The organism is Micromonospora sp. M42, from assembly GCF_000568915.1.
Taxonomy (GTDB): Bacteria; Actinomycetota; Actinomycetes; order Mycobacteriales; family Micromonosporaceae; genus Micromonospora; species Micromonospora chalcea.
In genome coordinates this window covers 5,198,149-5,221,703 of sequence record NZ_KK037233.1, presented here as the reverse complement: position 1 = coordinate 5,221,703, position 23,555 = coordinate 5,198,149, and the positions used below count along the sequence as shown (strand labels likewise).

Annotated in this window: 22 protein-coding genes; 12 read left to right on the top strand and 10 right to left on the bottom strand. The window is 72.3% G+C overall.

Annotated features, from left to right (window positions below; genetic code table 11):
- Positions 1–111 precede the first annotated feature (111 nt).
- Genes MCBG_RS24130 through MCBG_RS24115 form a run of 4 tightly spaced genes read right to left on the bottom strand, consistent with a single transcriptional unit; the run spans position 112 to position 3,563 of the window.
- A complete protein-coding gene (locus MCBG_RS24130; RefSeq protein WP_043328383.1) occupies positions 112–822 on the bottom strand; it encodes an ABC transporter permease in 711 nt (236 codons plus the stop codon).
- Positions 822–1,781 (bottom strand): ABC transporter ATP-binding protein, encoded by a 960-nt coding sequence (locus tag MCBG_RS24125; protein WP_043328382.1) that lies wholly within the window; start codon positions 1,779–1,781, stop codon positions 822–824. Before MCBG_RS24125 ends, MCBG_RS24130 begins: the two co-directional genes overlap by 1 nt.
- The gene (locus tag MCBG_RS24120; RefSeq protein ID WP_043328381.1) at positions 1,778–2,656 is read right to left on the bottom strand and encodes an ABC transporter permease; all 879 of its coding nucleotides are present in this window, start codon (positions 2,654–2,656) and stop codon (positions 1,778–1,780) included. Before MCBG_RS24120 ends, MCBG_RS24125 begins: the two co-directional genes overlap by 4 nt.
- Entirely contained in the window at positions 2,649–3,563 is a 915-nt protein-coding gene (locus MCBG_RS24115; RefSeq protein ID WP_043328380.1) for an ABC transporter ATP-binding protein, read from the bottom strand. Before MCBG_RS24115 ends, MCBG_RS24120 begins: the two co-directional genes overlap by 8 nt.
- Positions 3,564–3,715: 152 nt before the next feature.
- Between MCBG_RS24115 and MCBG_RS24110 the strand changes: the two genes are divergently transcribed.
- The 4 genes from MCBG_RS24110 to galT all read left to right on the top strand — a co-directional run bounded on the left by MCBG_RS24110 (position 3,716) and on the right by galT (position 8,953).
- Positions 3,716–5,263, top strand: coding sequence for a glycosyltransferase family 2 protein (locus MCBG_RS24110; RefSeq protein ID WP_084789606.1), 1,548 nt, complete (start codon positions 3,716–3,718; stop codon positions 5,261–5,263).
- A gap of 130 nt (positions 5,264–5,393) precedes the next feature.
- The gene (cysC, locus tag MCBG_RS24105) at positions 5,394–6,923 is read left to right on the top strand and encodes an adenylyl-sulfate kinase (RefSeq protein WP_043328378.1); all 1,530 of its coding nucleotides are present in this window, start codon (positions 5,394–5,396) and stop codon (positions 6,921–6,923) included.
- A 171-nt stretch (positions 6,924–7,094) separates the two neighbouring features.
- Positions 7,095–7,883, top strand: a complete 789-nt coding sequence (locus MCBG_RS24100; protein WP_043328376.1) for a DeoR/GlpR family DNA-binding transcription regulator — start codon at positions 7,095–7,097, stop codon at positions 7,881–7,883.
- On the top strand, positions 7,880–8,953 hold the full coding sequence (gene galT, locus MCBG_RS24095; RefSeq protein ID WP_043328374.1) for a galactose-1-phosphate uridylyltransferase: 1,074 nt from the start codon (positions 7,880–7,882) through the stop codon (positions 8,951–8,953). The genes MCBG_RS24100 and galT overlap by 4 nt, the downstream gene beginning before the upstream one ends.
- 313 nt (positions 8,954–9,266) lie before the next feature.
- Here galT and MCBG_RS24090 read toward each other — a convergent pair whose 3' ends face one another.
- Positions 9,267–10,484, bottom strand: coding sequence for an NADP-dependent isocitrate dehydrogenase (locus tag MCBG_RS24090; RefSeq protein ID WP_043328372.1), 1,218 nt, complete (start codon positions 10,482–10,484; stop codon positions 9,267–9,269).
- Positions 10,485–10,623: 139 nt separating this feature from the next.
- On the opposite strand from MCBG_RS24090, the gene MCBG_RS24085 reads away from it, so the two are divergent.
- A complete protein-coding gene (locus MCBG_RS24085) occupies positions 10,624–11,421 on the top strand; it encodes an MBL fold metallo-hydrolase (RefSeq protein WP_043328371.1) in 798 nt (265 codons plus the stop codon).
- A 133-nt stretch (positions 11,422–11,554) separates the two neighbouring features.
- On the opposite strand, the gene MCBG_RS24080 is transcribed toward MCBG_RS24085, so the two are convergent.
- Entirely contained in the window at positions 11,555–12,505 is a 951-nt protein-coding gene (locus MCBG_RS24080) for a malate dehydrogenase (protein WP_043328370.1), read from the bottom strand.
- 98 nt (positions 12,506–12,603) lie between these two features.
- Positions 12,604–13,467: a bifunctional methylenetetrahydrofolate dehydrogenase/methenyltetrahydrofolate cyclohydrolase gene (locus MCBG_RS24075; protein ID WP_043328369.1), complete on the bottom strand. Its 864-nt coding sequence runs from the start codon at positions 13,465–13,467 to the stop codon at positions 12,604–12,606.
- A 390-nt stretch (positions 13,468–13,857) separates the two neighbouring features.
- Between MCBG_RS24075 and MCBG_RS24070 the strand changes: the two genes are divergently transcribed.
- From MCBG_RS24070 to MCBG_RS24050, 5 genes are all read left to right on the top strand, one after another.
- Positions 13,858–15,456 (top strand): peptide ABC transporter substrate-binding protein, encoded by a 1,599-nt coding sequence (locus MCBG_RS24070; protein WP_043328368.1) that lies wholly within the window; start codon positions 13,858–13,860, stop codon positions 15,454–15,456.
- 89 nt (positions 15,457–15,545) lie between these two features.
- A complete protein-coding gene (locus MCBG_RS24065) occupies positions 15,546–16,484 on the top strand; it encodes an ABC transporter permease (protein WP_043328367.1) in 939 nt (312 codons plus the stop codon).
- Positions 16,477–17,433, top strand: a complete 957-nt coding sequence (locus tag MCBG_RS24060; protein ID WP_030501500.1) for an ABC transporter permease — start codon at positions 16,477–16,479, stop codon at positions 17,431–17,433. The genes MCBG_RS24065 and MCBG_RS24060 overlap by 8 nt, the downstream gene beginning before the upstream one ends.
- Before the next feature lie 6 nt (positions 17,434–17,439).
- Positions 17,440–18,477, top strand: a complete 1,038-nt coding sequence (locus tag MCBG_RS24055) for an ABC transporter ATP-binding protein (RefSeq protein WP_043328366.1) — start codon at positions 17,440–17,442, stop codon at positions 18,475–18,477.
- Positions 18,461–19,489: an ABC transporter ATP-binding protein gene (locus tag MCBG_RS24050; protein WP_043328365.1), complete on the top strand. Its 1,029-nt coding sequence runs from the start codon at positions 18,461–18,463 to the stop codon at positions 19,487–19,489. The genes MCBG_RS24055 and MCBG_RS24050 overlap by 17 nt, the downstream gene beginning before the upstream one ends.
- Before the next feature lie 207 nt (positions 19,490–19,696).
- Here the strand turns inward: MCBG_RS24050 and MCBG_RS24045 are convergent, their stop codons facing one another.
- From MCBG_RS24045 to purN, 3 genes are all read right to left on the bottom strand, one after another.
- Positions 19,697–20,137: a hypothetical protein gene (locus tag MCBG_RS24045; RefSeq protein WP_043328364.1), complete on the bottom strand. Its 441-nt coding sequence runs from the start codon at positions 20,135–20,137 to the stop codon at positions 19,697–19,699.
- A gap of 146 nt (positions 20,138–20,283) precedes the next feature.
- Positions 20,284–21,858: a bifunctional phosphoribosylaminoimidazolecarboxamide formyltransferase/IMP cyclohydrolase gene (gene purH, locus MCBG_RS24040; protein WP_043328363.1), complete on the bottom strand. Its 1,575-nt coding sequence runs from the start codon at positions 21,856–21,858 to the stop codon at positions 20,284–20,286.
- Positions 21,855–22,475, bottom strand: coding sequence for a phosphoribosylglycinamide formyltransferase (purN, locus tag MCBG_RS24035; RefSeq protein ID WP_043328362.1), 621 nt, complete (start codon positions 22,473–22,475; stop codon positions 21,855–21,857). The genes purH and purN overlap by 4 nt, the downstream gene beginning before the upstream one ends.
- A gap of 180 nt (positions 22,476–22,655) precedes the next feature.
- On the opposite strand from purN, the gene MCBG_RS24030 reads away from it, so the two are divergent.
- Positions 22,656–22,952: a CD225/dispanin family protein gene (locus MCBG_RS24030; RefSeq protein ID WP_043328361.1), complete on the top strand. Its 297-nt coding sequence runs from the start codon at positions 22,656–22,658 to the stop codon at positions 22,950–22,952.
- Positions 22,953–22,987: 35 nt separating this feature from the next.
- Positions 22,988–23,533, top strand: coding sequence for a DUF4190 domain-containing protein (locus MCBG_RS24025; protein ID WP_043328360.1), 546 nt, complete (start codon positions 22,988–22,990; stop codon positions 23,531–23,533).
- Positions 23,534–23,555 lie beyond the last annotated feature (22 nt).

Genomic DNA, 23,555 nt, shown 5'->3' with positions numbered 1-23,555 from the left:
TGTTCTCCCCGTGTCGGTGTTCGTAGCCGCCGCAAACTAGCAGACCGGACACGGCAGGGCGGAACCCGTTTTCCGTCGCGAACGCCAGAAAACGGGTCCCGCCCTCAGGGCTCAGCTCGTCTCGCCGGCCACGCTGAACGAGCGCAGGCGGTCGATCGCCAGCACGGTGAACCCGACCGCCACCAGCGCGGTGAGCACCGCCGCGACCGGCACCGAGACACTGGTGCCGAGCAGCGGCGTCGGCGCCATCCGGTCGGCCAGGGCGATCACCCACTGCTGGATCGACAGCACCCGGGTGCCGCTGACGAACCGGCCCAGCAGGCCTTCCCAGATCAGCACGTAGACCAGGCCGAGCAGCACCGGCCGCCGGGTCACCAGGCTCAGCGCCAGGAACAGCGCCGAGTACGCCAGCGCGCCCGCCGCCGAGGCGACGACCAGGGCGAGTCCGAGGCGTACCGAATCGGCGAGCACGCCCGCGACGTAGATCGGGACACCGACGGTGACCGCCGTGACGCCGGCCGCGACCGCCAGCTTCGGCAGCACGATCTGCCAGCGCGGCAGCGGCTTGGTGAGGATGTGCACGACGGTGCCGTCGTCGATCTCCGCGCCGAGCACGCCGGTGCCCACGATCAGCGCCACCACCGGCAGCACCACCGCCAGGCCGAGACCGACGAGCACCGGCGGGCCCCACTGGCCGGGGTCGACGCCGAGCGACCGGCAGAGCACCGCCAGGCCGATCAGGATCAGCGGCAACGGCAGCAGCATGAGGAACCGGCTCCGGCCGAACAGGCCGCGCGCGGTGATCCAGGTGACTGTCGACATCATGCCTCCACCAGATACGAGAAGACGCTCTCCAGCGACTCGTCCTCCGGCAGGAGCTGCCGGACCCGGATGCCGTGCCGGAGCGCGATCCGGGGCAGGGCCCGGGTGAACGCGCCATAGTCGCCGGCCTTGACGGTCAGGCCGGTGCGGCCCAGCTCGACGCCGGAGACCGACGCCTCGGCCATCAGCGCCACCGCCAGGGCGCGGTCGTCGGTCGAGCGGACCGCGAACACGTGCGGCCGGTTGGTCATCAGGCGGCGGATGGTCCGGTAGTCGCCGGAGGCGGCCAGCCGGCCGGCGACCATCACCTGGACGGTGCCGGAGACCTGCTCGACCTCCTCCAGGATGTGCGAGCTGAACAGGATGGTCCGTCCCGCGTCGCCGAGCCGGTGCAGCAGCGCCATCATGTGCAGCCGCTGGCGCGGGTCCATCCCGTTGAACGGCTCGTCGAGCAGCAGCACCTGCGGGTCGTGCACCAGCGCGGCGGCGACCCGGGTGCGCTGCCGCATGCCCTTGGAGTAGGTGCCGATCCGGCGGGTCTGCGCGTCCTCCATCTCGACCAGCTCGATCGCCCGCTTCGTGGCGGCCTCCGGGTCGGGCAGCCGGTGCAGCTTCGCGCTGGCCAGCACGAACTCGTACGCGCTGAGGAACGTGTGCACCGCCTCGCGCTCGCTGACCAGGCCGAGCCGCCGGTAGACGCCGGGGTTGCGCCAGGTCGGCGCCCCGTCCAGCGTCACGGTGCCGCGCGACGGCGACAGGAAGCCCGCCATCATGTGCAGCAGCGTGGTCTTGCCGGCGCCGTTGGGGCCGAGCAGGCCGGTCACGCCGGGGCCGAGCCGCATGGTGACGTCGTTGACCGCCACCACGTTGCCGTACCAGCGGGAGACACCGGCCAGGTCGAGCGTGCTCGTCGCGGCGGCGGGCGTACCGGCCGTCGACTGGGTGCTGATCGCCGTCATCGGGCGGCCACCTTCCGGTATCGCAGGAGCAGCAGGCTGACGCAGGCGGCGACCAGCAGCACGGCGACCGCGGCGTAGACCGGCCCGAAGTCGCCGATCGGCATGCCACCCCGTCCCTGGGTCAGCCGGTCGCCGAGCGCCCAGTTGCCCACGCCGCCGACGAGCGTCGGCGGGGAGGCGACGAAGGCCAGCTCGTTGATCGTCCGCGAGGGCAGGATGGACAGCACGCCGACGACCGGCGTGGTCATCAGGAAGACCGCCACGATGCCGCCGGCCGCGAACGCGCGCTTGCCGGTCAGCGAGGCGACGAGCAGCGCGATCGAGGCGAACACCACCGCCCAGAGCCCGGCGTAGAGCAGCCCGGGCAGCAGGTCGAGCAGTTCGTCCCACACCCCGCGTACGCCCCGGTTCGTGGTGAACGCGGCGCCGAGGAACATCACCAGCTGCGGGCCGCCGAGCAGCAGCCACAGCGCGGTGACAAGCGCCAGCAGCTTGGACAGCGCGTAGTCGCCGCGCGGCAGCGGCCGGGAGAAGTACAGCGGCAGCACGCCGCTGCGCAGGTCGCGGGAGACCAGCTCGGGCGCGGCCACCGCGGCGAAGAAGATGACCAGCCAGCTCATCGCGTCGGCGAACTGGGCGTACGTCATCACCACCTCGCCGATCTGGCTGCGCACCGCGGTGACCCCGGCGGCCACCACGGTCACCACGGAGACGACCAGCCACGGGAAGATCTTGGCCTTGGCGCTGCGGCCCAGCCCGAAGACGGTACGCACGCCGTGCAGGTAGAGCGCGCCGAAGACCTGCCGGCGGCCGAGCCGCGGGCCGGTGTAGCGCTGGTAGCCGATGTCGTGGATGACCCCGGTCGCGTCAGACATGGCTGGGCTCCCTCGCGGCGAAGAGTTCGGCCACCCGGTGCCGCCGCTGGTCCAGCCGGTGCAGCGGCAGGTCCAGCTCGGCGACCGCGCCGAGGATCTGGTCGTAGGTGGCGTCGTCGGCGAGCGGGACGAGCAGCAGCCGCCCGTCGCGGGTCACCGGCAGGTCGAGCGCGGCGAGCCGGGCGGCCAGCTCGTCGGTGCCCTCGCTCACCTCGACGGCGAGCACGTCGGTGGCGGTGGTCATGGCGGACACCCGGTCGGCGCGCAGCAGCCGGCCGCCGTCGATGGCGACGAGCGTGTCGCAGATCCGCTCCACCTCGCCGAGCAGGTGCGAGCAGACCACCACCGAGATGCCGAACTCGGTGCCGATCCGGTGGATCAGCGCGAGCATGGCGTCCCGGCCGGCCGGGTCGAGGCCGTTCGTCGGCTCGTCGAGCAGCAGCAGATCGGGATCGTGTACGAGCGCCTGGGCGAGCTTGACCCGCTGCTTCATACCGGTGGAGTAGCCACCGACGGCCCGGTGCCGCTCCTCGTGCAGACCGACGTGGCGCAGCGCCTCGGAGGCCCGTTCCCGGGCGACGGTGCGCGGCAGTCCGCTGATCCGGCCCAGGTGGGTGACCAGCTCGGCGGCGGACAGGTCGGGCGGGAGGGCGTCGTGCTCGGGCATGTATCCGACCCGGGCGCGGACCGCCGCCGGGTCGGTGGTCGGGTCGAGGCCGAGCACCTGTACCCGGCCGCTGGTCGGCGGGAGCAGACCCAGCAGGATCTTGATCAGAGTGGACTTGCCGGCGCCGTTCGCGCCCACAAGCCCGATGATCCCCGGCTCGACCGATACGGTGAGGTCGGTCAACGCGGTGACCCGGCCTCCGTACGTCTTGGTCAGCGACTCGGTCGCGAGCAGTGTCACGCCGTTCAGCGTAGAACTCCGGGGCCGCGCCGGAGCCCGTCCTGACCCGGGCGATCCCCTGATCCCTCGGCTCCGGGCCCCCTAGGTGACCGACGGGGTAGCGGCGTCGCGGGGAAGCTGCCACCGTGTGAGGCGACTCGACGGGGGGCGTCATGAGCGACGGTACGGACCGGCCGGCGGTGAGCGTGGTGGTGCCCACGTACAACTGCGGGGCCCACCTCGATCCGCTCGTCGCGTCGCTGTCGCGGCAGGGGCTGCCGCCCGGCGGATACGAGGTGATCTTCGCCGACGACGGGTCGACCGACGGGACGCCGCAGCGCCTGGACGAGCTGGCCGCTGCCGACCCGCACGTGCGGGTGCTGCGCCTGCCGCACTCGGGCTGGCCGTCGCGCCCGCGCAACCAGGGGCTGGAGCAGGCACGCGGCGAGTACGTCTTCTTCGCCGACGACGACGACTGGTTCGGCGACGAGGCGCTGGCCCGCCTGCACTCCTGCGCCCGGGCACACGACGCGGACATCGTCGTCGGACGGATGATCGGGCACCGGCGGGGCGTACCGCGGGAGCTGTTCCGGGAGAACCGGTTCGACGCCACCCTGGCGAACGCGCCGCTGGCCGACAGCATGACCTGTCACAAGCTGTTCCGGCGGTCCTTCCTCGACCGGCACGGGCTGCGCTTCCCGGAGGGCCACCCGCGACGCCTGGAGGACCACCGGCTGATGGCGGCGGCCTACCTGCTCGCCGAGCGGATCTGCGTGCTGGCCGACCACCCCTGCTACCACCACGCCCGCCGCGAGGACGCGGGCAACGTCACCGCCACCCGGATGGACCCGGCGGAGTACTACGCGGCGCTGCGGGCCGCGATGGACATCGTGGACGCCCACCGCCCACCGGCTGCGGCCCGCCTGCGGCTGCACCGGCGCTGGCTGCGCAAGGAGATGCTGAACCGGCTGCGCGGGCAGGCGCTGCTGAGCGCGCCGGAGCCCTGGGCCGGGCAGGTGGCGGACGAGGTGGGGCAGCTCGTGAAGGAGCGTGTCGCACCCGAGGCGATCGCCGGGGTGCCGCCGATGTACCAGGTGATCGCGCATCTCGCCGCGCAGGGGCGGATGGCCGACCTGCGCCGGCTGGCGGAGTGGGACGTGAGTGTCCGGGCGCACGCCGCCGTCGACCGGTGGCAGGTGGAGGGACGGACGCTGACCGTCGCCGTCTCCGCCCACCTGCGCGCCGGGGACGAGCCGCTGCGCTTCGACGACCGAGGGCTGCCGGTGCTCCCGGTGGCCGAGGCCGCGCCGGACGGTGTCGTGATGCGGGCCGGCGGGGCGAGGACCGACGTGGTGATCCGCCGCCGGGAGACCCGGGAGGAGTTCTTCCTGCCGGTCGACGCCACCACCGAGCCGGCCGCCGACGGCCGGGTCTGTCACCGCAGCACCGCCACCGTCGACTTCGCGGCGCTCGACGGCGGCCGGACCCGGGGCACCTGGGAGGTCCGGGCCCGGGTGATTCAGGCCGGGTGGGCGCTGGACGCGAACCTGCCGCTCGTGGTGCGCTGCGCGGCCGACGGCGGGCCGCCCCGGGTGGAGGATCCGCGCCGGCTCCGCGCCCGGATCCGGCGGGCGGTCCGGCGGATCCGGGATCGCGCGCTCGGCCGGACGGCGCGCGCCGGCAGCCGTTCGCACGATCGACCGGCGGCGGCCCGGCGGTAAGGATTCGAAGACCCCGGTTCGTCCTCGGCACGATCGCCGGAACGCGCGATTACCGGGAGGCCGGGTGGCGCTCTCGACCGATCGCCGGTGGGCTGCGAAACTGTGTGCCGGCCGGTGAGTTGGGGGTTCGATGAGCAACGGGTGGCTGCTGCCCGAGGACGTTCTGCGGGATGCGCCGTCGTACGCGCCCAGACCCGCTGAGCTGGCCGATCTCCAGTTGTTGCTGAGCGGGGCGTACGCGCCGCTCACCGGTTTCATGAGCCGGGCCGACCTGACCTCGCTGAGCCGGCGCGGCCGGCTGGCCGACGGCACCCCGTGGCCGGTGCCGGTGACGCTCCAGGTGCCGGCCGCGCTGGCCGACGGGCTCGACCCGGCGGACCCGGCCCGCCGGGCGGTGGTGCTCACCGACGGCGAGGGCGCGCCGGTCGCGGCGATGGACGTGACGGACGTCTGGCCGGGCCGCGAGGGCCTGGTGGGCGTCGGTGGCACGGTGCGCCGCCTGGGCGACGGCGGCCACGGACCGTTCCAGCGCCTGCGGCGCGGCCCCGACGAGGTACGCGGCCTGCTGCCGCCGGGCCGGGTGCTCGGGGTCTTCGCCGACCGTCCGCTGCACCGCCCGCAACTGGCGCAGATCGCGCACGCGGCCCGCACGCTCGGCGCGCACCTGCTGGTGCTGATCCCGGTGGGCGAGGGGTCGACCGGTGGCCTGCCGTCCGAGGCGCTGGTGCGTACCGTGTTCGCCGCCCGCGACCGGATGCCCCCGGCGACGCTGGTGGCGGTGCCGCTGGCCCGCCGGCGTGACGAGATCAGCGACGCGCTGCTGCGGGCCCGGGTCGCCGCCGCGTACGGCGTGACCCACCTGCTCTCCACCGAGGGCATGCTCTCCGGCGCCGGCCTGCGTGTGCTGGTGCCCCGCGAGCTGGCCTACGACAACCGGGACGGGCAGTGGCGCTGGCGGGAGGACATCCCGCCGCGCAACCGCCGGCTGGCGCTGAGCGTGGAGGAGATCGACGACCTGCTGGACCGGGGCTTCCCGCTGCCCGAGTGGCACACCCCGCCGGCGGTGGCGAAGGAACTGGTCCGGGCCCGCCCGCCGCGGCGGTACCGGGGACTGGTGATCTTCCTGACCGGGCTGTCCGGCTCGGGCAAGTCGACGATCGCCCGGGGCCTGGCCGACGTGCTCCGTGAGCAGGGCGACCGCACGATCACGCTGCTCGACGGCGACGTGGTGCGGCGGGAGTTGTCCGCCGGGCTCGGGTTCAGCAAGTCCGACCGGGATCTCAACGTGCGCCGGATCGGCTGGGTGGCCGCCGAGATCGCCCGGCACCGCGGGGTCGGCATCTGCTGCCCGATCGCGCCGTACGCGGCGGCCCGCGCCACCGCGCGGGAGATGGCCGAGGCGGCCGGCGCGGGCTTCCTGCTGGTCCACGTGGCGACGCCGCTTGAGGTCTGTGAGCAGCGCGACCGCAAGGGCCTGTACGCCCGCGCCCGGGCCGGCCTGCTCACCGGGATGACCGGCATCGACGACCCGTACGAGGAGCCCACCGACGCCGATCTCGTGGTGGACACCTCGGACATCAGCGTCGAGGAGGCCATCGGGAAGGTGATGGAACACCTCACCGAGACCGGCTGGGTGGAGCCCCGCCTCCAGCCCGCCTGACCTTTCGGCCGCCGGACGCGTCCGGCCTGCGAGCGCCTCGACCGCCGTCGTCCGGCCTTACGGACGACGGCGGTTTCGCATCGCCCCTCGCTGCGCGGTAGTGTTCGCCTTTGTTGGAACACGTTCGACCGCGTGAGCATCGCGGTCGGTGACGCTCGGAGGTGGGCCGGAATGCTGGCACGGCAGCGGCAGACGGCGATCCTGGAACGACTGCGTCTCGCCGGCGGCGTCCGGGTCACCGAACTGGCCGCCGAGTTCGGCGTGTCCGACATGACCATCCGCCGCGACCTGGACACGCTGCACGAGCAGGGCCTGCTCGCCAAGGTGCACGGCGGCGCGACGCCCGCCGGTCCCGGCTCGACCGACGAGCCCGGCTTCCGCGCCAAGGCCGACCGCCAGTCCGCCGAGAAGGCGGCGATCGCCGACCACGCCGCAGGGCTGGTCCGGCCCGGCGCCGCCATCGCGCTCTCCGCCGGCACCACCACCGCCGAGCTGGCCCGGCGACTTGTCGACGTGCCCGGCCTCACGGTGGTCACCAACTCGCTGCCGGTGGCGGAGGCGCTGCACGTCGGCGGCCGGCCCGACCAGACAGTGGTGCTCACCGGCGGGGTACGCACGCCGTCGGACGCGCTCGTCGGGCCGCTCGCCGTGGCCGCGATCGCCGCGCTCCACCTGGACGTGCTCTTTCTCGGCGTGCACGGCATCAGCGAACGGGCCGGGTTCACCACGCCCAATCTGATGGAGGCGGACACGAACCGGGCGCTCGTGGCCGCCGCGGACCGGCTCGTGGTGCTGGCCGACCACACCAAGTGGGGCACCGTCGGCATCTCGTCGATAGTGCCGCTGGACGCGGCGGACGTGCTGGTCACCGACGACCGGTTGGCGCCCGAGGCACGACGGGTACTCGACGACAGGGTGGGCGAGCTGGTGACGGTGCCCGCGCAGAGGGGGGCGCAGTGAAGCGTACGCAGATCGCGCTGGCCGACGGCCGCGAGCTGATCTACTTCGACGAGCGGGACGACGCGGTCCGGGACCAGCCGGACCGGCGGGACCTGCCCCCTCCCCCACCCGCCTCGCAGCTGCGGTACGACCCGCTGACCGACGAGTGGGTGGCGGTCGCGGTGCACCGGCAGACCCGCACGTTCCTGCCCCCGGCCGACCAGTGCCCGCTGTGCCCGTCCCGGGGCGACCGGCACAGCGAGATCCCGGCGCCCGACTACGACGTCGTCGTGTTCGAGAACCGGTTCCCGTCACTGAGCCAGCGGGTCGCCGACGAACCGGCCGAGATCACGCCGTTCACCCCGGTACGCCCCGGCCTCGGCAGGTGCGAGGTGGTCTGCTTCACCGACGACCACAACGCCTCGTTCGCCCGGCTCCCCCCGCACCGGGTGCGGACCGTGCTGGACGCGCTCGCCGACCGCACCGAAGCGCTGAGCGCGCTGCCCGGCGTGGAGCAGGTCTTCCCGTTCGAGAACCGGGGCGTGGAGATCGGGGTGACGCTGCACCACCCGCACGGGCAGATCTACGCGTACCCGTTCGTCACGCCGCGCACCCGCGACATGCTGGCCGCCGCCCGGCGGCACGCCGAGCGCACCGGCGGCAACCTGTACGCCGACGTGCTGGCTGCCGAACGCGCCTCCGGGGAACGGGTGGTGACGAGCAACGAGCACTGGACCGCGTACGTCCCGGCGGCGGCGCGCTGGCCGTTCGAGGTGCACGTGGCGCCGCACCGGCCGGTGCCGGACATCCCGGCGCTCGACGACGCCGAGCGGGACGCGTTCGGGCCGCTATACCTGGACCTGCTGCGTCGCTTCGACGGGCTGTTCGACCTGCCGATGCCGTACATCGCGGCCTGGCACCAGGCGCCGGTACGGATCGACAGGGAGCTGGGCCACCTGCACCTGCAGCTGTTCAGCATCCGGCGGGCCAAGGACAAGCTGAAGTACCTGGCCGGGTCGGAGTCCGGCATGGGGGTGTTCATCAACGACATCGCCCCCGAGCGAGCCGCCGAGCTGCTGCGCGCCGCATGAAAGGAAGGGCCCCTTGTTAACGCCTGCGGTAGAGAAAGGGCCCCTTCTTAACAACCGCAGCCCGGGCACGGGGGCGCGGGGGGCCCGGGACAGGACCCCCCGCAGGGAAGGGACGGCTGGCTGCGCTCAGCAGCCTCGAAGGTCGGCCGGCCGGCGCGCGGCGACGGCCCACCTTCACGGACGCGACTGGCATCTCGTCCACCCTGTCAACGAGAACGCACCGAGCGAGGTCACGCCGCCCCGACAGCCCTGAGGTGTTAAAAAGGGCCCCTTCTACAACGCGAGGCGTTAAGAAGGGGCCCTTCCTTACACGTCAGGCGGCGAGCCGGCGCGCCAGGTTCTCGTCGAGCGCGTTCATGAACTCGTCGGTGGTCAGCCACGGGGCGTCCCGCGAGATGAGCAGCGCGAGGTCCTTGGTCATCTGGCCGCCCTCGACGGTGTCCACGATGACCTTCTCCAGCGTGTTCGCGAACTCGGTGACCGCCGGGGTGCCGTCCAGCTTGCCCCGGTGGGCCAGGCCCCGGGTCCAGGCGTAGATCGAGGCGATCGGGTTGGTCGAGGTCTTCTCGCCCTTCTGGTACTGCCGGTAGTGCCGGGTGACGGTGCCGTGGGCGGCCTCGGCCTCGACGGTGCGGCCGTCCGGGGAGAGCAGCACCGAGGTCATCAGGCCGAGCGAGCCGAAGCCCTGCGCGACGGTGTCGGACTGCACGTCACCGTCGTAGTTCTTGCAGGCCCAGACGTACCCGCCCTCCCACTTGAGCGCGGCGGCGACCATGTCGTCGATCAGCCGGTGCTCGTAGGTGAGGCCGGCGGCCTCGAACTCGGCCTTGAACTCGTTCTCGAACACCTCGGCGAAGATGTCCTTGAACCGGCCGTCGTACGCCTTGAGGATGGTGTTCTTAGTGGACATGTAGACCGGGTAGTTGCGGTCCAGGCCGTACCGGAACGAGGCGCGGGCGAAGTCCCGGATCGACTCGTCGTAGTTGTACATGCCCATGGCGATGCCGCCGCCGGGGAAGTTGGCGACCTCCATCTCCATCGGGGTGCCGCCGTCGGCCGGGGTGTAGGTGATGGTCACCGTGCCCGGGCCGGGGACGACGAAGTCGGTGGCCTTGTACTGGTCGCCGTGCGCGTGCCGGCCGATGATGATCGGCTTGGTCCAGCCCGGGACGAGCCGCGGCACGTTCGACATGATGATCGGCTCGCGGAAGACCACGCCGCCGAGGATGTTGCGGATGGTGCCGTTCGGCGACCGCCACATCTTCTTCAGGCCGAACTCCTCCACCCGGGCCTCGTCCGGGGTGATGGTGGCGCACTTGACGCCGACGCCGTGCTCCTTGATGGCGTTGGCGGCGTCGACGGTGACCTGGTCGTCGGTGGCGTCACGGTGCTGGATCGACAGGTCGTAGTAGTGCAGGTCGACGTCGAGGTAGGGCAGGATCAGCTGCTCCCGGATCTGCTTCCAGATGATCCGGGTCATCTCGTCGCCGTCGATCTCCACGACCGGGTTGTTTACCTTGATCTTCGCCATCGGCCGGCGCTCCTCTCGGGGGACACGTGCTCAAGCAGTACGAGCGTACTGGAAACTGGCCGGCAGTCCCCAGGCGGCCCGGGTGGGCCGCCGGAAAAGCGGGCTGCGCCGTACCGCGACCCGCTGGCATCATCGTGCGATGCCGCGCAGCCGCACCCTCGGGTCTATCACGGTCACCGCGCTGTCCGACGGCGAGGGGCCCTTCTTCCAGCCCCGCGGCGAGGCGTTTCCCGGCGCCACCCAGGCGCACTGGGCGGCTGCCGACCGGCTCGACCCGGGCGCCGTCACCGCCGACGGCCGGTGGTGGCTGCGGTTCCGCGCGTTCGCGGTGCGGACCGGCGACGGGCCGGTCACGCTCGTCGACGCCGGCATCGGCCCGGCCGACTCGCTCGCCGCGAGCTGGGCGCCGGTCCCCGGCCGGCTGCCGGCCGAGCTGGCCGCCGCCGGGATCGATCCGGCCGACGTCCGCACCGTGGTCCTCACCCACCTGCACACCGACCACGTGGGCTGGGCCGGCGCGCTGTTCCCGAACGCGGACCACCTGGTACAGCGCGCCGAGCTGGACGCGCTGGATCTGTTCCACCCGGAACTGCCGGCCCGGCTCCTGGGGCCGTTGCGCGCCGCCGGCCGCCTGCGGGTGGTCGACGGCGAGACGCCCCTCACCCCGGGGGTACGGCTGCTGCACACCCCAGGCCACACGCCGGGTCACCAGTCGGTGCTCATCGAGGCGGACGACGAGCGCCTCCTGATCACCGGCGACCTGCTCGTGCACGCGATCCAGTTGGTCGCCCCGGAGCTGGCGTACGCCCACGAGGTGGACCCGGACGAAGCCCGCCACGCCCGCACGACCCTGCTGGCAACCCTCTCCCCCGCCACCCTGGCCACTCCCCACCTGACCGCTCCCTTCACCCCCCACCCCCGACCGGCTCGATCATGAGGTTGGCGGCGGAATTGGAGATCGAATACGCCGTCAACTTCATGATCGACGGGGAGGGCGGGAAGAGACGCGGGCGGGACAGCGGAAGGCCCGCCGGCGGAAGCCGGCGGGCCTTCTGCGCAGTTGGTCGGGCTCACATGCTGGCGACGTCGCCCTGCTTGGCGCGGACGGCCTCGGCGGCCTCCTTCAGCGCGGCCAGCTCGTCGGCGTCCAGGTCGGTCTCGACGACCCGCTTCACGCCCTCGGCACCGATCTCGGCCTCGACGCCCAGGTAGACGCCGGAGATGCCGTACTCGCCGTCGACCCAGGCGCAGACCGGCATGACCTCGCCGGAGTCCTCGGCCACTGCCTTCGCCATCCGGGCCGCGGCGGCGGACGGGGCGTAGTACGCCGAACCGGTCTTGAGCAGCGCGACGACCTCGGCGCCACCGTTGCGGGTCTTGACGACCAGCTCCTCGATCTGCTCGGCCGGCATGACGTCACGCAGCGGCTTGCCGTTCACGGTGCTCTTGGACGGCACCGGGACCATCGTGTCGCCGTGCGAGCCGAGCGTCAGGGTCCGTACCGACTTCACCGGTACGCTCAGCGCCTCGGCGACGAAGTTGGTGAAGCGGGCGGTGTCCAGCATGCCGGCCTGGCCGAGCACCCGGTTGCGCGGGAACTGGGTGGCGAGCTGGGCCAGCGCGGTCATCTCGTCGAGCGGGTTGGACACCACGATGACGACGGCGTTCGGCGCGTACTTGGCGACGTTCTCGGAGACCTGCCGGACGATCTTGGCGTTGGTCTCCAGCAGGTCCATCCGGCTCATGCCGGGCTTGCGCGGCAGGCCGGCGGTGATGACGACCACGTCCGAGCCCTCGATGGCGTCGTAGCCCTCGCCGTTCGGGCCGGTGGTGACGCCGACAACCTTGGTCTCGAAGCCCTCGACCGCGCGGGACTGGTTGAGGTCGAGCGCGAGACCCGCCGGCTTGCCCTCCACGATGTCGGTGATCACGACGGTGTCGAAGACGTCGTACTCGGCCAGGCGCTGTGCGGTGGTCGAGCCGTAGAAGCCGGCGCCGACGACAGTGACCTTCTTACCCATGGTCGTCCCACTCCCTGATCCCAGTCGGTTTTCCGGACCGTATCAGCCATCCTGGCACCGATCGGGCCAGGGGCGGACGGTTATGACCTGGGTGGGTGTCAGCCCGCCCGCTCGGCCCGTTCGACCACGTTGGTGAGCAGCATCGCCCGGGTCATCGGACCGACGCCGCCGGGCATCGGCACGAGCTTGCCGGCGACCTCGGCGACCTCCGGGTCGACGTCGCCGGTGTAGCGGCCCTTGCCGTCGTCGCCGATCACGCGCGTGATGCCGACGTCGACCACTGTCGCGCCCGGGTTGACCATGTCGGCGGTGAGCAGGCCCGGTACGCCGGCGGCGACGATGACGACGTCGGCGGCGCGGGTGTGCGCGGCGAGGTCGAGCGTGCCGGTGTGGCAGAGCGTCACGGTGGCGTTCTCGCTGCGCCGGGTCAGCAGCAGGCCCAGCGGACGGCCGACCGTGTTGCCCCGGCCGACGACGGCCACGTTCGCGCCGCGCAGCGGCACGTCGTGGCGGCGCAGCAGCTCCACGATGCCGCGCGGGGTGCAGGGCAGCGGCGCGTCGTACCCGAGGACGAGCCGGCCCAGGTTGACCGGGTGCAGCCCGTCGGCGTCCTTGTCCGGGTCGATCGACTCCAGCGCGCGCTGGGTGTCGAGGTGCCCGGGGAGCGGGAGCTGGACGATGTAGCCGTGGCAGGCCGGGTCGGCGTTCAGCTCGGCCAGAGCCGCGTCGAGCTGCTCCTGGGTGGCGTCCGCGGGCAGCGTGACCCGCAGCGAGGCGATGCCGACCTCGGCGCAGTCGCGGTGCTTGCCGTTGACGTACGCCTGGGAGCCGGGGTCCTCCCCGACCAGCACCGTGCCGAGGCCGGGGGTGATGCCGCGTTCCGCGAGCGCCTTGACCCGGGCCCGTAGCTCGTCCTTGATCTCCGCCGCGGTGGCCTTGCCGTCCAGGATCGTCGCCGTCACGTCGTGATCGTCTCACGCCCGCTGGCGGGCCCGGACGACGACGGCCGACGATCACGCTGCGCAACGTGCGCTAAGTCACGGAGAGTCACCAATCACGGTGACGCCGCAGCCCGGTCACACCCGGACGGGCAGGGACCGGACAGCGGGAACAGCCGTCGCAGACCGCCCGGCCACGCGCGGACCGGAACAGAGGCAACCAGGAAAGAACCAGGCAGGGGCGAGGTTTAGCACGCGCGAGCGGCAACGACAAGACAGGGCGAACACGATCCGTCATCGATCAACCACGCGCCAGTTGTCGATGGGCCGAACCGCGACCTACCGTTACCGCTCGTTGCGCAGAGTCACCCAACGTCGGGACGACCGCGCAGCGTGAGGAGATGAGGAGACCCCATGCGTGTTCGTAGGCTCGCGGCCTGGGCCGCGCTCCCGCTCGCGGTGACGCTCGGCCTGACGGCCTGCGGCTCGGGCGGCGGCAGCGGCGGTGCCGGCAACCCCGACGCGGCCGTGCGGATCGAGATCGCCGAGCCGCAGCACCTGGTGCCCACAAACACCAACGAGACGAGCGGCTCCCAGGTCCTGTCGGCCCTGTTCAGCCCGCTCGTCGACTACGACGAGGCGAACAAGCCGCACGAGGTGGCGGCGGACTCGGTGACGACGTCGGACAACAAGGTCTGGACGATCAAGCTGAAGCCCGGCTACACGTTCCACAACGGCGAGAAGGTCACCGCCGACAACTACATCGACGCCTGGAACTACGGCGCGTACGCCCCGAACGGCCAGAACTCCAGCTACTTCTTCGAGAAGGTGGCCGGCTACGACGACCTCCAGGGCGAGACGCCGAAGGCGAAGACGCTCAGCGGCCTGCAGAAGGTCGACGACCTGACCTTCACCGTGACGCTCAACGAGCCGTACGTGGACTTCAAGTCGATGCTCGGCTACACCGCCTTCTACCCGCTGCCCGAGGCGGCCTTTTCCGCGCCGGGCGTGCTGGCCGAGGGCTACGAGCAGGCCCCGATCGGTCAGGGCCCGTTCAAGATGAAGGGCAGCTGGCAGCACGACGCCAAGGTCGAGGTGGAGCGCTACGACGCCTTCCCGGGCCAGCAGCCCAAGGTCGCCGGTGTCGAGTTCCGCATCTACCAGCAGCCGACCGCCGCGTACGCGGACGTGCTGTCGGACAACCTCGACGTGATCAAGACGATCCCGACCGAGAACCTGTCCACCGCCGCGACCGACCTGGGCGACCGCTACCAGGAGAGCCCGGCCTCCTCGCTGCAGGTGCTGGCCTTCCCGACGTTCCAGGAGGAGTTCAGCAAGCCCGAGGTGCGCAAGGCCATCTCGATGGCGATCGACCGGGACGAGATCACCAAGTCGATCTTCAAGGACTCGCAGCGGCCGGCCCGCTCGTTCGTCTCGCCGGTGGTCGCCGGCTACCGGGAGAACACCATCGGCACCGCGGGCGCGTTCGACCCGGTCAAGGCCAAGGCCATGTACGAGGCCGCGGGCGGCCCGAAGAAGATCGAGCTGTCCTACAACGGCGACGGCGGCCACAAGGACTGGATCGACGCCACCTGTAACCAGCTCAAGGCCAACCTGGGCGTGGACTGCGTCGGCACCGCCGAGCCGAAGTTCGCGGACCTGCTGACCAAGGTCAAGAAGAAGCAGCCGGTCGGCCTGTTCCGGATGGGCTGGGTCATGGACTACCCGTCCATGGAGAACTACCTCGGCCCGCTGTACAGCAGCACCGGCTCGTCGAACTACTACGGCTACAGCAACCCGGAGTTCGACAAGCTGCTCGCCGAAGGCGCCCGCGCGGCGACCGAGGACGAGGCGATCAAGAAGTACCAGGCGGCTGAGGACCTGCTCGCGCAGGACATGCCGGTGATCCCGCTGCGGTACGGGCAGAACAACTTCGGCCACTCGACCAAGGTCAAGAACGTCCACGTGGACCTCTTCGACCGGGTGGACCTGCTGAAGATCGAACTCGCCTGACACCCTGCTGACGGGCCGGGCCACCCCCACCGGGTGGCCCGGCCTTGGCATTGGCCCGCATTTGCGCCGTTTTCGGCAGACTTGCCAGCATGCTCCGCTTCATCCTGCGGCGACTCCTGCAGATGGTCCTCGCCTTCTTCGGGACCACTCTGATCGTCTACGCGCTGATGTTCGCCGGGCAGGGCGACCCGATCCAGGCCCTCGCCGGGGAGCGGCCGGTGACCCCCGCGCAGCGGGCCTACCTGACCGAGAAGTACCACCTGGACGCGACAGGGGTCGGCGGCTTCTTCTACCGCTACTTCAACTACCTCGGCGGTCTGGTCCAGGGTGACCTCGGGCAGTCGCTGACCGGGCGGCAGATCAGCGACATCCTCGCCGCCGCCTGGCCGGTCACCCTCAAGCTGGCGGTGATCGCGATGGCGGTCACGGTGATCTTCGGAGTCACCGCCGGCGTGATCGCGGCCATCCGCCGCTCCGGCGTGTTCGACCACGCCACGCTCGTGCTCACGCTGCTGGTGCTCGGCATACCCACCATCGTGCTCGCGCCGCTGGCGCAGTACTTCCTCGGCGTACGGTGGCCGATCTTCCCGCCCACCGCCGGAGCGCAACCCTCCTTCTACGCGCTGCTGCTGCCCGGCATCGTGCTCGGCTCGCTGTCCCTGGCCACCGCGCTGCGGCTGACCCGTACCTCGGTGACCGAGAACCTGCGCGCCGACTACGTCCGCACCGCCCGCTCGAAGGGCCTACGTCGACGCCGCATCGTCGGCGTACACGTGCTGCGCAACTCGCTCATCCCGGTGATCACCTTCCTCGGCGTCGAGCTGGGCAACCTGATGGGCGGCGCGATCATCACCGAGGGCGTGTTCAACGTGCCCGGCGTCGGCTTCAACCTGTTCCGCGGCATCCGCACCGAGGACGGCCCCCTGGTGGTCGGCATCGTCAGCGTGCTCGTCGTGGTCTACCTGCTCTCCAACCTGGTGGTGGACGTGCTCTACGCCGTCCTCGACCCGAGGATCCGCTATGAGTGACTTCGAGACGGTGGCGGCCACCGAGAACCAGGCGGCGCGGCGCGGCGTCTCCGGCGAACCGGGCACGCCCGGCCGGGCCGGGCGCCCCGACCGGGCCCGCAGCCTGGCCGGGGACGCGTGGCGGGACCTGCGCCGCAACCCGGTCTTCTGGATCAGCCTGCTCCTGGTGGTGCTCGTCGCCGCGATGGCGGTGGCCCCCGGGCTGTTCGCCGCGAACGACCCGCGCGACTGCGTGCTCTCCCGCCAGCACGCCGGGCCGTCCGGCGGGGCCATCTTCGGGTACGACTTCCAGGGCTGCGACACGTTCGCCCGCGCGGTCTACGGCGCCCGCGCCTCACTGCTGGTGGGGGCGCTCTCCGCGCTGATCACCGGCGTGATCGCGCTCGTCGTCGGGATGCTCGCCGGCTACTTCGGCGGCTGGGTCGACGCGGTGCTCTCCCGGGTGATCGACATCGTGCTCGGCATCCCGCTGCTGCTGGCCGCGATCGTGCTGCTCAAGCGGGTCAGCACCAGCGGCGACACGGTACGGCTGTTCGCGGTGATCTTCGTGCTGGCGCTGCTCGGGTGGACCACCGCGGCCCGGGTGGTCCGCTCCTCGGTGATCACCGCCCGGGAGCAGGACTACGTGGCCGCAGCCCGGATGCTGGGGGCCGGCAACGGCCGGATCATGTGGCGGCACATCCTGCCGAACGCGCTCGCCCCGGCCATCGTGGTGCTCACCATCGCGCTCGGCTCGTTCATCGCGGCCGAGGCGACGCTGAGCTTCCTCGGCATCGGCCTGAAGGCGCCGACCATCTCCTGGGGCATCGACATCGACGCCGGGCGGGTGCACATGCGCGAGTCGGCGACGCCGCTGATCGTGCCGTCGGCCTTCCTCGCCCTGACCGTGCTCGCCTTCATCATGCTCGGCGACGCGATCCGCGACGCCTTCGACCCGAAGCTGCGGTGACAACCCATGACCCAGTCGTCGGCCCGGCCCACGCCGGCCTCGCCCACCCCGCCGGGCGGGCACCTGCTGGAGGTACGGGACCTGCACGTCGAGTTCCGCACCCGCGAGGGCGTGGCCCGGGTCATCAACGGGGTGACGTACCACCTGGACGCCGGGGAGACGCTCGCGGTGCTCGGCGAGTCCGGCTCCGGCAAGTCCGTCACCGCCCAGGCGATCATGGGCATCCTGGACACCCCGCCCGCGTACGTGCGCGGCGGGCAGATCCTCTACCAGGGGCGGGACCTGCTGACCCGGCCGGAGGAGGAACGCCGTCAGATCCGGGGCACCGAGATCGCGATGATCTTCCAGGACGCGCTGTCGGCGTTGAACCCGGTCTTCCCGGTCGGCTGGCAGATCGGCGAGTCGCTGCGCGAACGGGCCGGGATGTCCCGGGCCGACGCGCGCAGGCGCACGATCGAGCTGATGGACCTGGTCCGGATCCCGGCCGCGGCGAAGCGGCTCGGCGACTACCCGCACCAGTTCTCCGGCGGCATGCGCCAGCGGGTCATGATCGCCATGGCGCTGGCTCTCGACCCGAAGGTGCTGATCGCCGACGAGCCGACCACCGCGCTGGACGTGACGGTGCAGGCGCAGATCATGGACCTCCTGGCCGACCTGCGCCGCGACCTCGGCACGGCGCTCATCCTGATCACCCACGACCTGGGCGTGGTCGCCGGTGTCGCGGACCGGATCGCGGTCATGTACGCGGGCCGCATCGTCGAGCACGCCGACGTGCGCGCGCTGTACCGGGCGCCGGCCCACCCGTACACGAAGGGGTTGCTGGAGTCGATCCCGCGCCTGGACGTGCGCGGCCAGGAGCTGTCGAGCATCCGCGGCCTGCCGCCGAACCTGATGGCGATCCCCTCCGGCTGCCCGTTCCACCCCCGGTGCCCGTACGTCCAGCAGGTCTGTGTGGACGAGGTGCCGCACGACCTGGTGCTCGGCGACGGGCGGACCAGCGCGTGCCACTTCGCGCAGGAGGTGCACGATGACAGCGCCGGCTGACGCCACGAAGGTGCGCGGCGAGACCATCCTCTCCGTCGACCACCTGGTCAAGCACTTCCCGATCAGCCAGGGCGTGCTGTTCAAGAAGACCATCGGCCAGGTCAAGGCGGTCGACGGCGTCTCCTTCGAGCTGCGGCGCGGCGAGACGCTCGGCGTGGTCGGCGAGTCCGGCTGCGGCAAGTCCACGCTGGCCCGGCTGCTGATGCGCCTGGAGACGCCCACCGCCGGGCGGGTCACGCTGGAGGGCCGCGACCTGCTGCGGGCCGGCGGGGCGGACCTGCGCCGGCTGCGCCGCAACATGCAGATGGTGATGCAGGACCCGTACACCTCGCTGAACCCGCGCATGACTGTCGGCGACATCGTCGGCGAGCCGTTCGAGATCCACCCGGAGGCGGCGCCGAAGCGCAGCCGGCGGCAGCGGGTGCAGGAGCTGCTGGACGTGGTCGGGCTCAACCCGGAACACGTCAACCGGTACCCGCACCAGTTCTCCGGCGGCCAGCGGCAGCGCATCGGCATCGCCCGGGCGCTCGCGCTGCGGCCCGAGATCATCGTCTGCGACGAGCCGGTGTCGGCGCTCGACGTCTCCATCCAGGCCCAGGTGATCAACCTGTTGGAGCAGCTCCAGGACGAGTTCGGGCTGTCGTACATCTTCATCGCCCACGACCTGTCGGTGGTGCGGCACATCTCCGACCGGGTCGCGGTGATGTACCTGGGCCGGATCGTCGAGATCGGCACCGAGGAGCAGATCTACCAGCGGGCCACCCACCCGTACACCCAGGCGCTGCTGTCGGCGGTCCCGGTGCCCGATCCGGAGGCCCGCGACCGGCAGACCATCATCCGGCTCAGCGGCGACGTGCCCAGCCCGGCCGACCCGCCGTCCGGCTGCCACTTCCGGACCCGCTGCTGGAAGGCCGAGGAGGTCTGCGCGGTCCAGGACCCGCAGACCGTGCCCCGGGCGGCGGACCCGCACCCCAGCGCCTGCCACTTCGCCGAGGTCCGCACCGACGTGTGAGCGCGACGAAGGCCCCGTCCCCCGGAGGAAGAGGGGGCGGGGCCTCCGCTGCGGCGGGTTGGGCGTGGACCCGGGGCGATCCCGGAGGCGTTGAGGCGCGCCGCCGTACGTGATCGGTGTCCCGCGACGGAACCGCCGGGTCGACGCGGCAGTCCGGTGCGGCTCGGGTGAGGTGTCCCGGCGTGCGGGTCCCGGGTCCGGCGTGGCTCAGGCGGCCGGCGGGGCGCGCGCGGCGAGCGGGCCGCGCGGCGGCAGCGGCACGACCGGCGGCCGGGGCGCGGGCACGACGGGTTCCGGCACGGCCGGACCGGCCACGCGCGGGAGCGCGGCCGGGGCCAGGTCGTCCGGTCCGTCGGCGTAGCCGAGGCCGCCGCCGTGGTCGTGCCACGGCCCGGCGGCAAGCTCCGACCAGGAGATTCCGGGGTACGCGGTACGCAGCGCGACCGGGCTCGTTCCGGCGGACGGCGCGGCGGCGAGCGTTCCGGCAGGCGGCGCGGCGGCGGGCGTATCGGCGGGCGGCGCGGCGGCGAGCGCGGCAACGATCGGGGCGGGGGCCGGTGCGACGGCGGGCGCGGCGGCCGATCCCAGTCCGGCCAGGACGAAGGCCAGCGTGACGACGACGGCGGTCAACCGGTCGCGAACGCGCATGGCACACCTGCCGGTCTCACGGGCGGCGGAGACGGTCGATCTCGCCGCGCACACGCTAGCAACCGGTTCCGGCGGCGGGCAACGGCCCGGCGTCCGGGTGCGTCCGTCGGGTGGACGACCGACGCACCCGGGCGATTACGGCCTGGTCAGTGGAAGAAGTGCCGCGTCCCGGTCAGGTACATGGTGACGCCGGCCGCCTTGCAGGCCGCGATGGTCTCCTCGTCCCGGATCGAGCCGCCCGGCTGCACGATCGCCCGTACCCCGGCATCGATGAGGATCTGCGGGCCGTCGGCGAACGGGAAGAACGCGTCGGAGGCGCAGACCGAGCCGCGGGCCCGCTCGTCGCCGGCGCGGCTGACCGCCAGCCGCGCCGAGTCCACCCGGTTGACCTGACCCATGCCGACGCCGACGGTGGCGCCGTCGCGGGCCAGCAGGATCGCGTTGCTCTTCACCGCGCGGACCGCCCGCCAGGCGAACGCCAGGTCGCGCAGCGTCGCGGAGTCGGCCGGGTCGCCGGTGGCCAGCGTCCAGCCGGACGGGTCGTCGCCGGGCGCGTCGACGGCGTCCCGCGACTGCACCAGCACGCCGCCGCTGACCTGCCGCCACTCGGCGGGCCGCACAGCGAACTCGGGCGCCCGCAGCAGGCGGAGGTTCTTCTTGGCCCGCAGCAGCTCCAGCGCGTCCTCGTCGAAGCCGGGCGCCACCAGCACCTCGGTGAAGATCTCCGCGACCTGGCCGGCCATCGCCGCGTCGACCGGCCGGTTCACCGCGATCACCCCGCCGAACGCGGAGACCGGATCGCAGGCGTGCGCCTTGCGGTGCGCCTCGGCCACGTCCGCGCCGACCGCGATGCCACACGGGTTGGCGTGCTTGATGATCGCCACCGCCGGCTGGTCCGGGAAGTCGTTGGCGGCCCGCCAGGCGGCGTCCGCGTCGACGTAGTTGTTGTAGGACATCTCCTTGCCGTGCAGCTGCTCGGCCTGGGCCAGCCCGGCCGGCGCGCCCGGATCGGTGTAGAGCGCCGCCGCCTGGTGCGGGTTCTCGCCGTACCGCAGCACGGCCTGGCGGCGCAGCGCCAGCCCGGCGAACTGCGGCCAGCCGTCCTCGGCCGGCGCCACGGTGGTGGCGAACCAGTCGGCCACCGCCACGTCGTAGTCGGCGATGTCGGCGAAGGCCCGGGCGGCGAGCGCCCGGCGCTGGGCGATCGTGAAACCGCCGTCGGCGAGCGCGGCCACCACCGCCGGGTACGCGGCCGGGTCGGTCACCACCGCGACCGAGGCGTGGTTCTTCGCCGCGGCCCGCACCATCGCCGGGCCGCCGATGTCGATCTGCTCGACACACTCTTCGGTGTCGGCGCCGGAGGCGACGGTGGCCTGGAACGGGTAGAGGTTGGAGACCAGCAGGTCGATGCCGGCGATGCCGTGCTCGTCGAGCTGGGCGGCGTGCGCGTCCTTGCGTAGGTCGGCGAGGAGACCACCGTGGATCTTCGGGTGCAGCGTCTTGACCCGCCCGTCGAGGATCTCCGGGAAGCCGGTGACCTGCTCGACCGGCGTGACCGGCACCCCGGCGCCGGAGATCGTCGACGCGGTGCTCCCGGTCGACACGATCTCCACGCCGGCCCCGTGCAGGGCGCGGGCCAGCTCGGCCAGGCCGGTCTTGTCGTAGACGCTGACCAGCGCGCGCCGGATCGGGCGGCGGCCGGCGTCCTCAGTGGCGTTCACGGGATGGTGACCTTTCTTCCGGTGATCGTCCAGCCTTCACGGACCAGGCGGCCGACCTGCTCGACGAGCTGGCGCCGCTCGGCGGACTTGATGCGCTCGGTGAGCGTGTCCTCGTCGTCGTCGTCGAGCACCGGCACGGCGACCTGGGCCACGATCGGCCCGGTGTCCATCCCGGCGTCGACGAAGAACAGCGTGGCCCCGGTGACCTTCACGCCGTACGCCAGCGCGTCACGGGGGCCGTGGATGCCGGGGAACGCCGGCAGCAGCGTGTTGTGCGTGTTGAGGTAGCGGTCGCCGAACGCGGCCAGGAACTCCGGCCCGACCAGCTTGAGGAACCCGGCGCTGATGACCAGGTCCGGCCGGTGCTCGGCGACCCGCGCGGTGAGCGCCTTGTCCCAGTCGGCGCGGGTGGGGTGGTCCTTGAGCCGCTCGACGAAGGACGGCACGCCGGCGGCGGCGGCCCGGTCCAGGCCGGCGATCCCGTCCCGGTCGGCGCCGACGGCGACGACCCGGGCGCCGTAGCCGGGGTCGGCGGTGGCGTCCAGCAGCGCCTGGAGGTTGCTGCCGGAACCGGAGACGAGGACGACGAGGCGGGCGACGGACGCGGGCTCGGTCACGCGGCAACCCTATCGGGCAGGTCAGGCGCCCCGGCCTCGGGGCGGCGGCTCAACGGTTGACCTCCCGGGTGGCGTGCTCGCGGTACGCTGCCGGTCGCCCGGTGTCCGGCCTCGCGCCCGGCCCGCACCCCCACGAAGAATCCGGCACGCCGCGTGCCGTCGGACCGAGGAGTACGTCGCATGCAGCCCGGATACCCCCCGCAGCAGCCGCAGCAGATCGACAACAACATGACGATGTCCATCGTCGCGATCTTCCTGTTCTGGCCGCTCGCGATCCCGGCCATCATCAACGCGTCGAAGGTCAACCCGCTGATCCAGCAGGGCGACTACGCCGGCGCCCAGGCTGCCGCCGCCGAGTCCAAGAAGTGGTCCAAGTGGGCCCTCATCGCCGGCCTGGCCTGGATCGCCATCATCGTGGTGGGATGTTGCCTCCTCGGCGGCCTGGCTGGTATCGCCGGCAACAGCGGCAGCAACTGACGCACAACCGAACCGAACCTGAGGAGCACCCAGACATGCAGCCCGGTTACCCCGGCCAGGACCCGTACGGCCAGCAGCCGAACCAGGACCCGACCGCTCAGCCGAACGACCCGTACGCCCAGCCGCCGCAGGCCCCGCAGTACGGCCAGCAGCCCCAGTACGGCCAGCAGCCGACGTCGGGCCAGCCGTACGGCCAGCCCACCTCGGGTCAGCCCGCCTACGGCCAGGACCCGTACGCGCAGCAGCAGCCGCCGTACGGTGCCGCGCCGCAGTACCCGACCGCCGGCTACCCGGCCGGCCCGGCGCAGGGTCAGGGCCAGAACAACACCATGGGCCTGGCCGGCATGATCGTCGGCATCGCCTCGATCGTGCTCGGCCTGTGCTGCCCGCTGCTGGGTGTCCCGGCCGGCATCGTGGCGGTCGTCCTCGGCGTGCTCGGCCAGAAGAAGGTCCAGGCGGGCGAGGCCAGCAACGCCGGCCAGGCGCGGGCCGCCCTGATCTGCGGCGCCGTCGGCGTGGTCGTCGGCATCGTCAGCGCCATCGCGGGCGCTGCGATCAACATGAACAACTTCGGCGCCTGACCGTCGTTCGAACGAGGGGCGT

Excerpts from the sequence above, each read along its gene's own strand:
- MCBG_RS24025 (WP_043328360.1), top strand. The coding sequence starts at position 22,988 with ATGCAGCCCGGTTACCCCGGCCAGGACCCGTACGGCCAGCAGCCGAAC.
- MCBG_RS24090 (WP_043328372.1), bottom strand. The coding sequence starts at position 10,484 with ATGGCGAAGATCAAGGTAAACAACCCGGTCGTGGAGATCGACGGCGAC.
- MCBG_RS24110 (WP_084789606.1), top strand. The coding sequence starts at position 3,716 with ATGAGCGACGGTACGGACCGGCCGGCGGTGAGCGTGGTGGTGCCCACG.
- MCBG_RS24080 (WP_043328370.1), bottom strand. The coding sequence starts at position 12,505 with ATGGGTAAGAAGGTCACTGTCGTCGGCGCCGGCTTCTACGGCTCGACC.
- MCBG_RS24055 (WP_043328366.1), top strand. The coding sequence starts at position 17,440 with ATGACCCAGTCGTCGGCCCGGCCCACGCCGGCCTCGCCCACCCCGCCG.
- MCBG_RS24130 (WP_043328383.1), bottom strand. The coding sequence starts at position 822 with ATGTCGACAGTCACCTGGATCACCGCGCGCGGCCTGTTCGGCCGGAGC.
- MCBG_RS24050 (WP_043328365.1), top strand. The coding sequence starts at position 18,461 with ATGACAGCGCCGGCTGACGCCACGAAGGTGCGCGGCGAGACCATCCTC.
- MCBG_RS24030 (WP_043328361.1), top strand. The coding sequence starts at position 22,656 with ATGCAGCCCGGATACCCCCCGCAGCAGCCGCAGCAGATCGACAACAAC.
- MCBG_RS24060 (WP_030501500.1), top strand. The coding sequence starts at position 16,477 with ATGAGTGACTTCGAGACGGTGGCGGCCACCGAGAACCAGGCGGCGCGG.
- MCBG_RS24120 (WP_043328381.1), bottom strand. The coding sequence starts at position 2,656 with ATGTCTGACGCGACCGGGGTCATCCACGACATCGGCTACCAGCGCTAC.
- MCBG_RS24070 (WP_043328368.1), top strand. The coding sequence starts at position 13,858 with ATGCGTGTTCGTAGGCTCGCGGCCTGGGCCGCGCTCCCGCTCGCGGTG.
- MCBG_RS24045 (WP_043328364.1), bottom strand. The coding sequence starts at position 20,137 with ATGCGCGTTCGCGACCGGTTGACCGCCGTCGTCGTCACGCTGGCCTTC.
- MCBG_RS24100 (WP_043328376.1), top strand. The coding sequence starts at position 7,095 with ATGCTGGCACGGCAGCGGCAGACGGCGATCCTGGAACGACTGCGTCTC.
- MCBG_RS24085 (WP_043328371.1), top strand. The coding sequence starts at position 10,624 with ATGCCGCGCAGCCGCACCCTCGGGTCTATCACGGTCACCGCGCTGTCC.
- MCBG_RS24125 (WP_043328382.1), bottom strand. The coding sequence starts at position 1,781 with ATGACGGCGATCAGCACCCAGTCGACGGCCGGTACGCCCGCCGCCGCG.
- cysC (WP_043328378.1), top strand. The coding sequence starts at position 5,394 with ATGAGCAACGGGTGGCTGCTGCCCGAGGACGTTCTGCGGGATGCGCCG.
- MCBG_RS24065 (WP_043328367.1), top strand. The coding sequence starts at position 15,546 with ATGCTCCGCTTCATCCTGCGGCGACTCCTGCAGATGGTCCTCGCCTTC.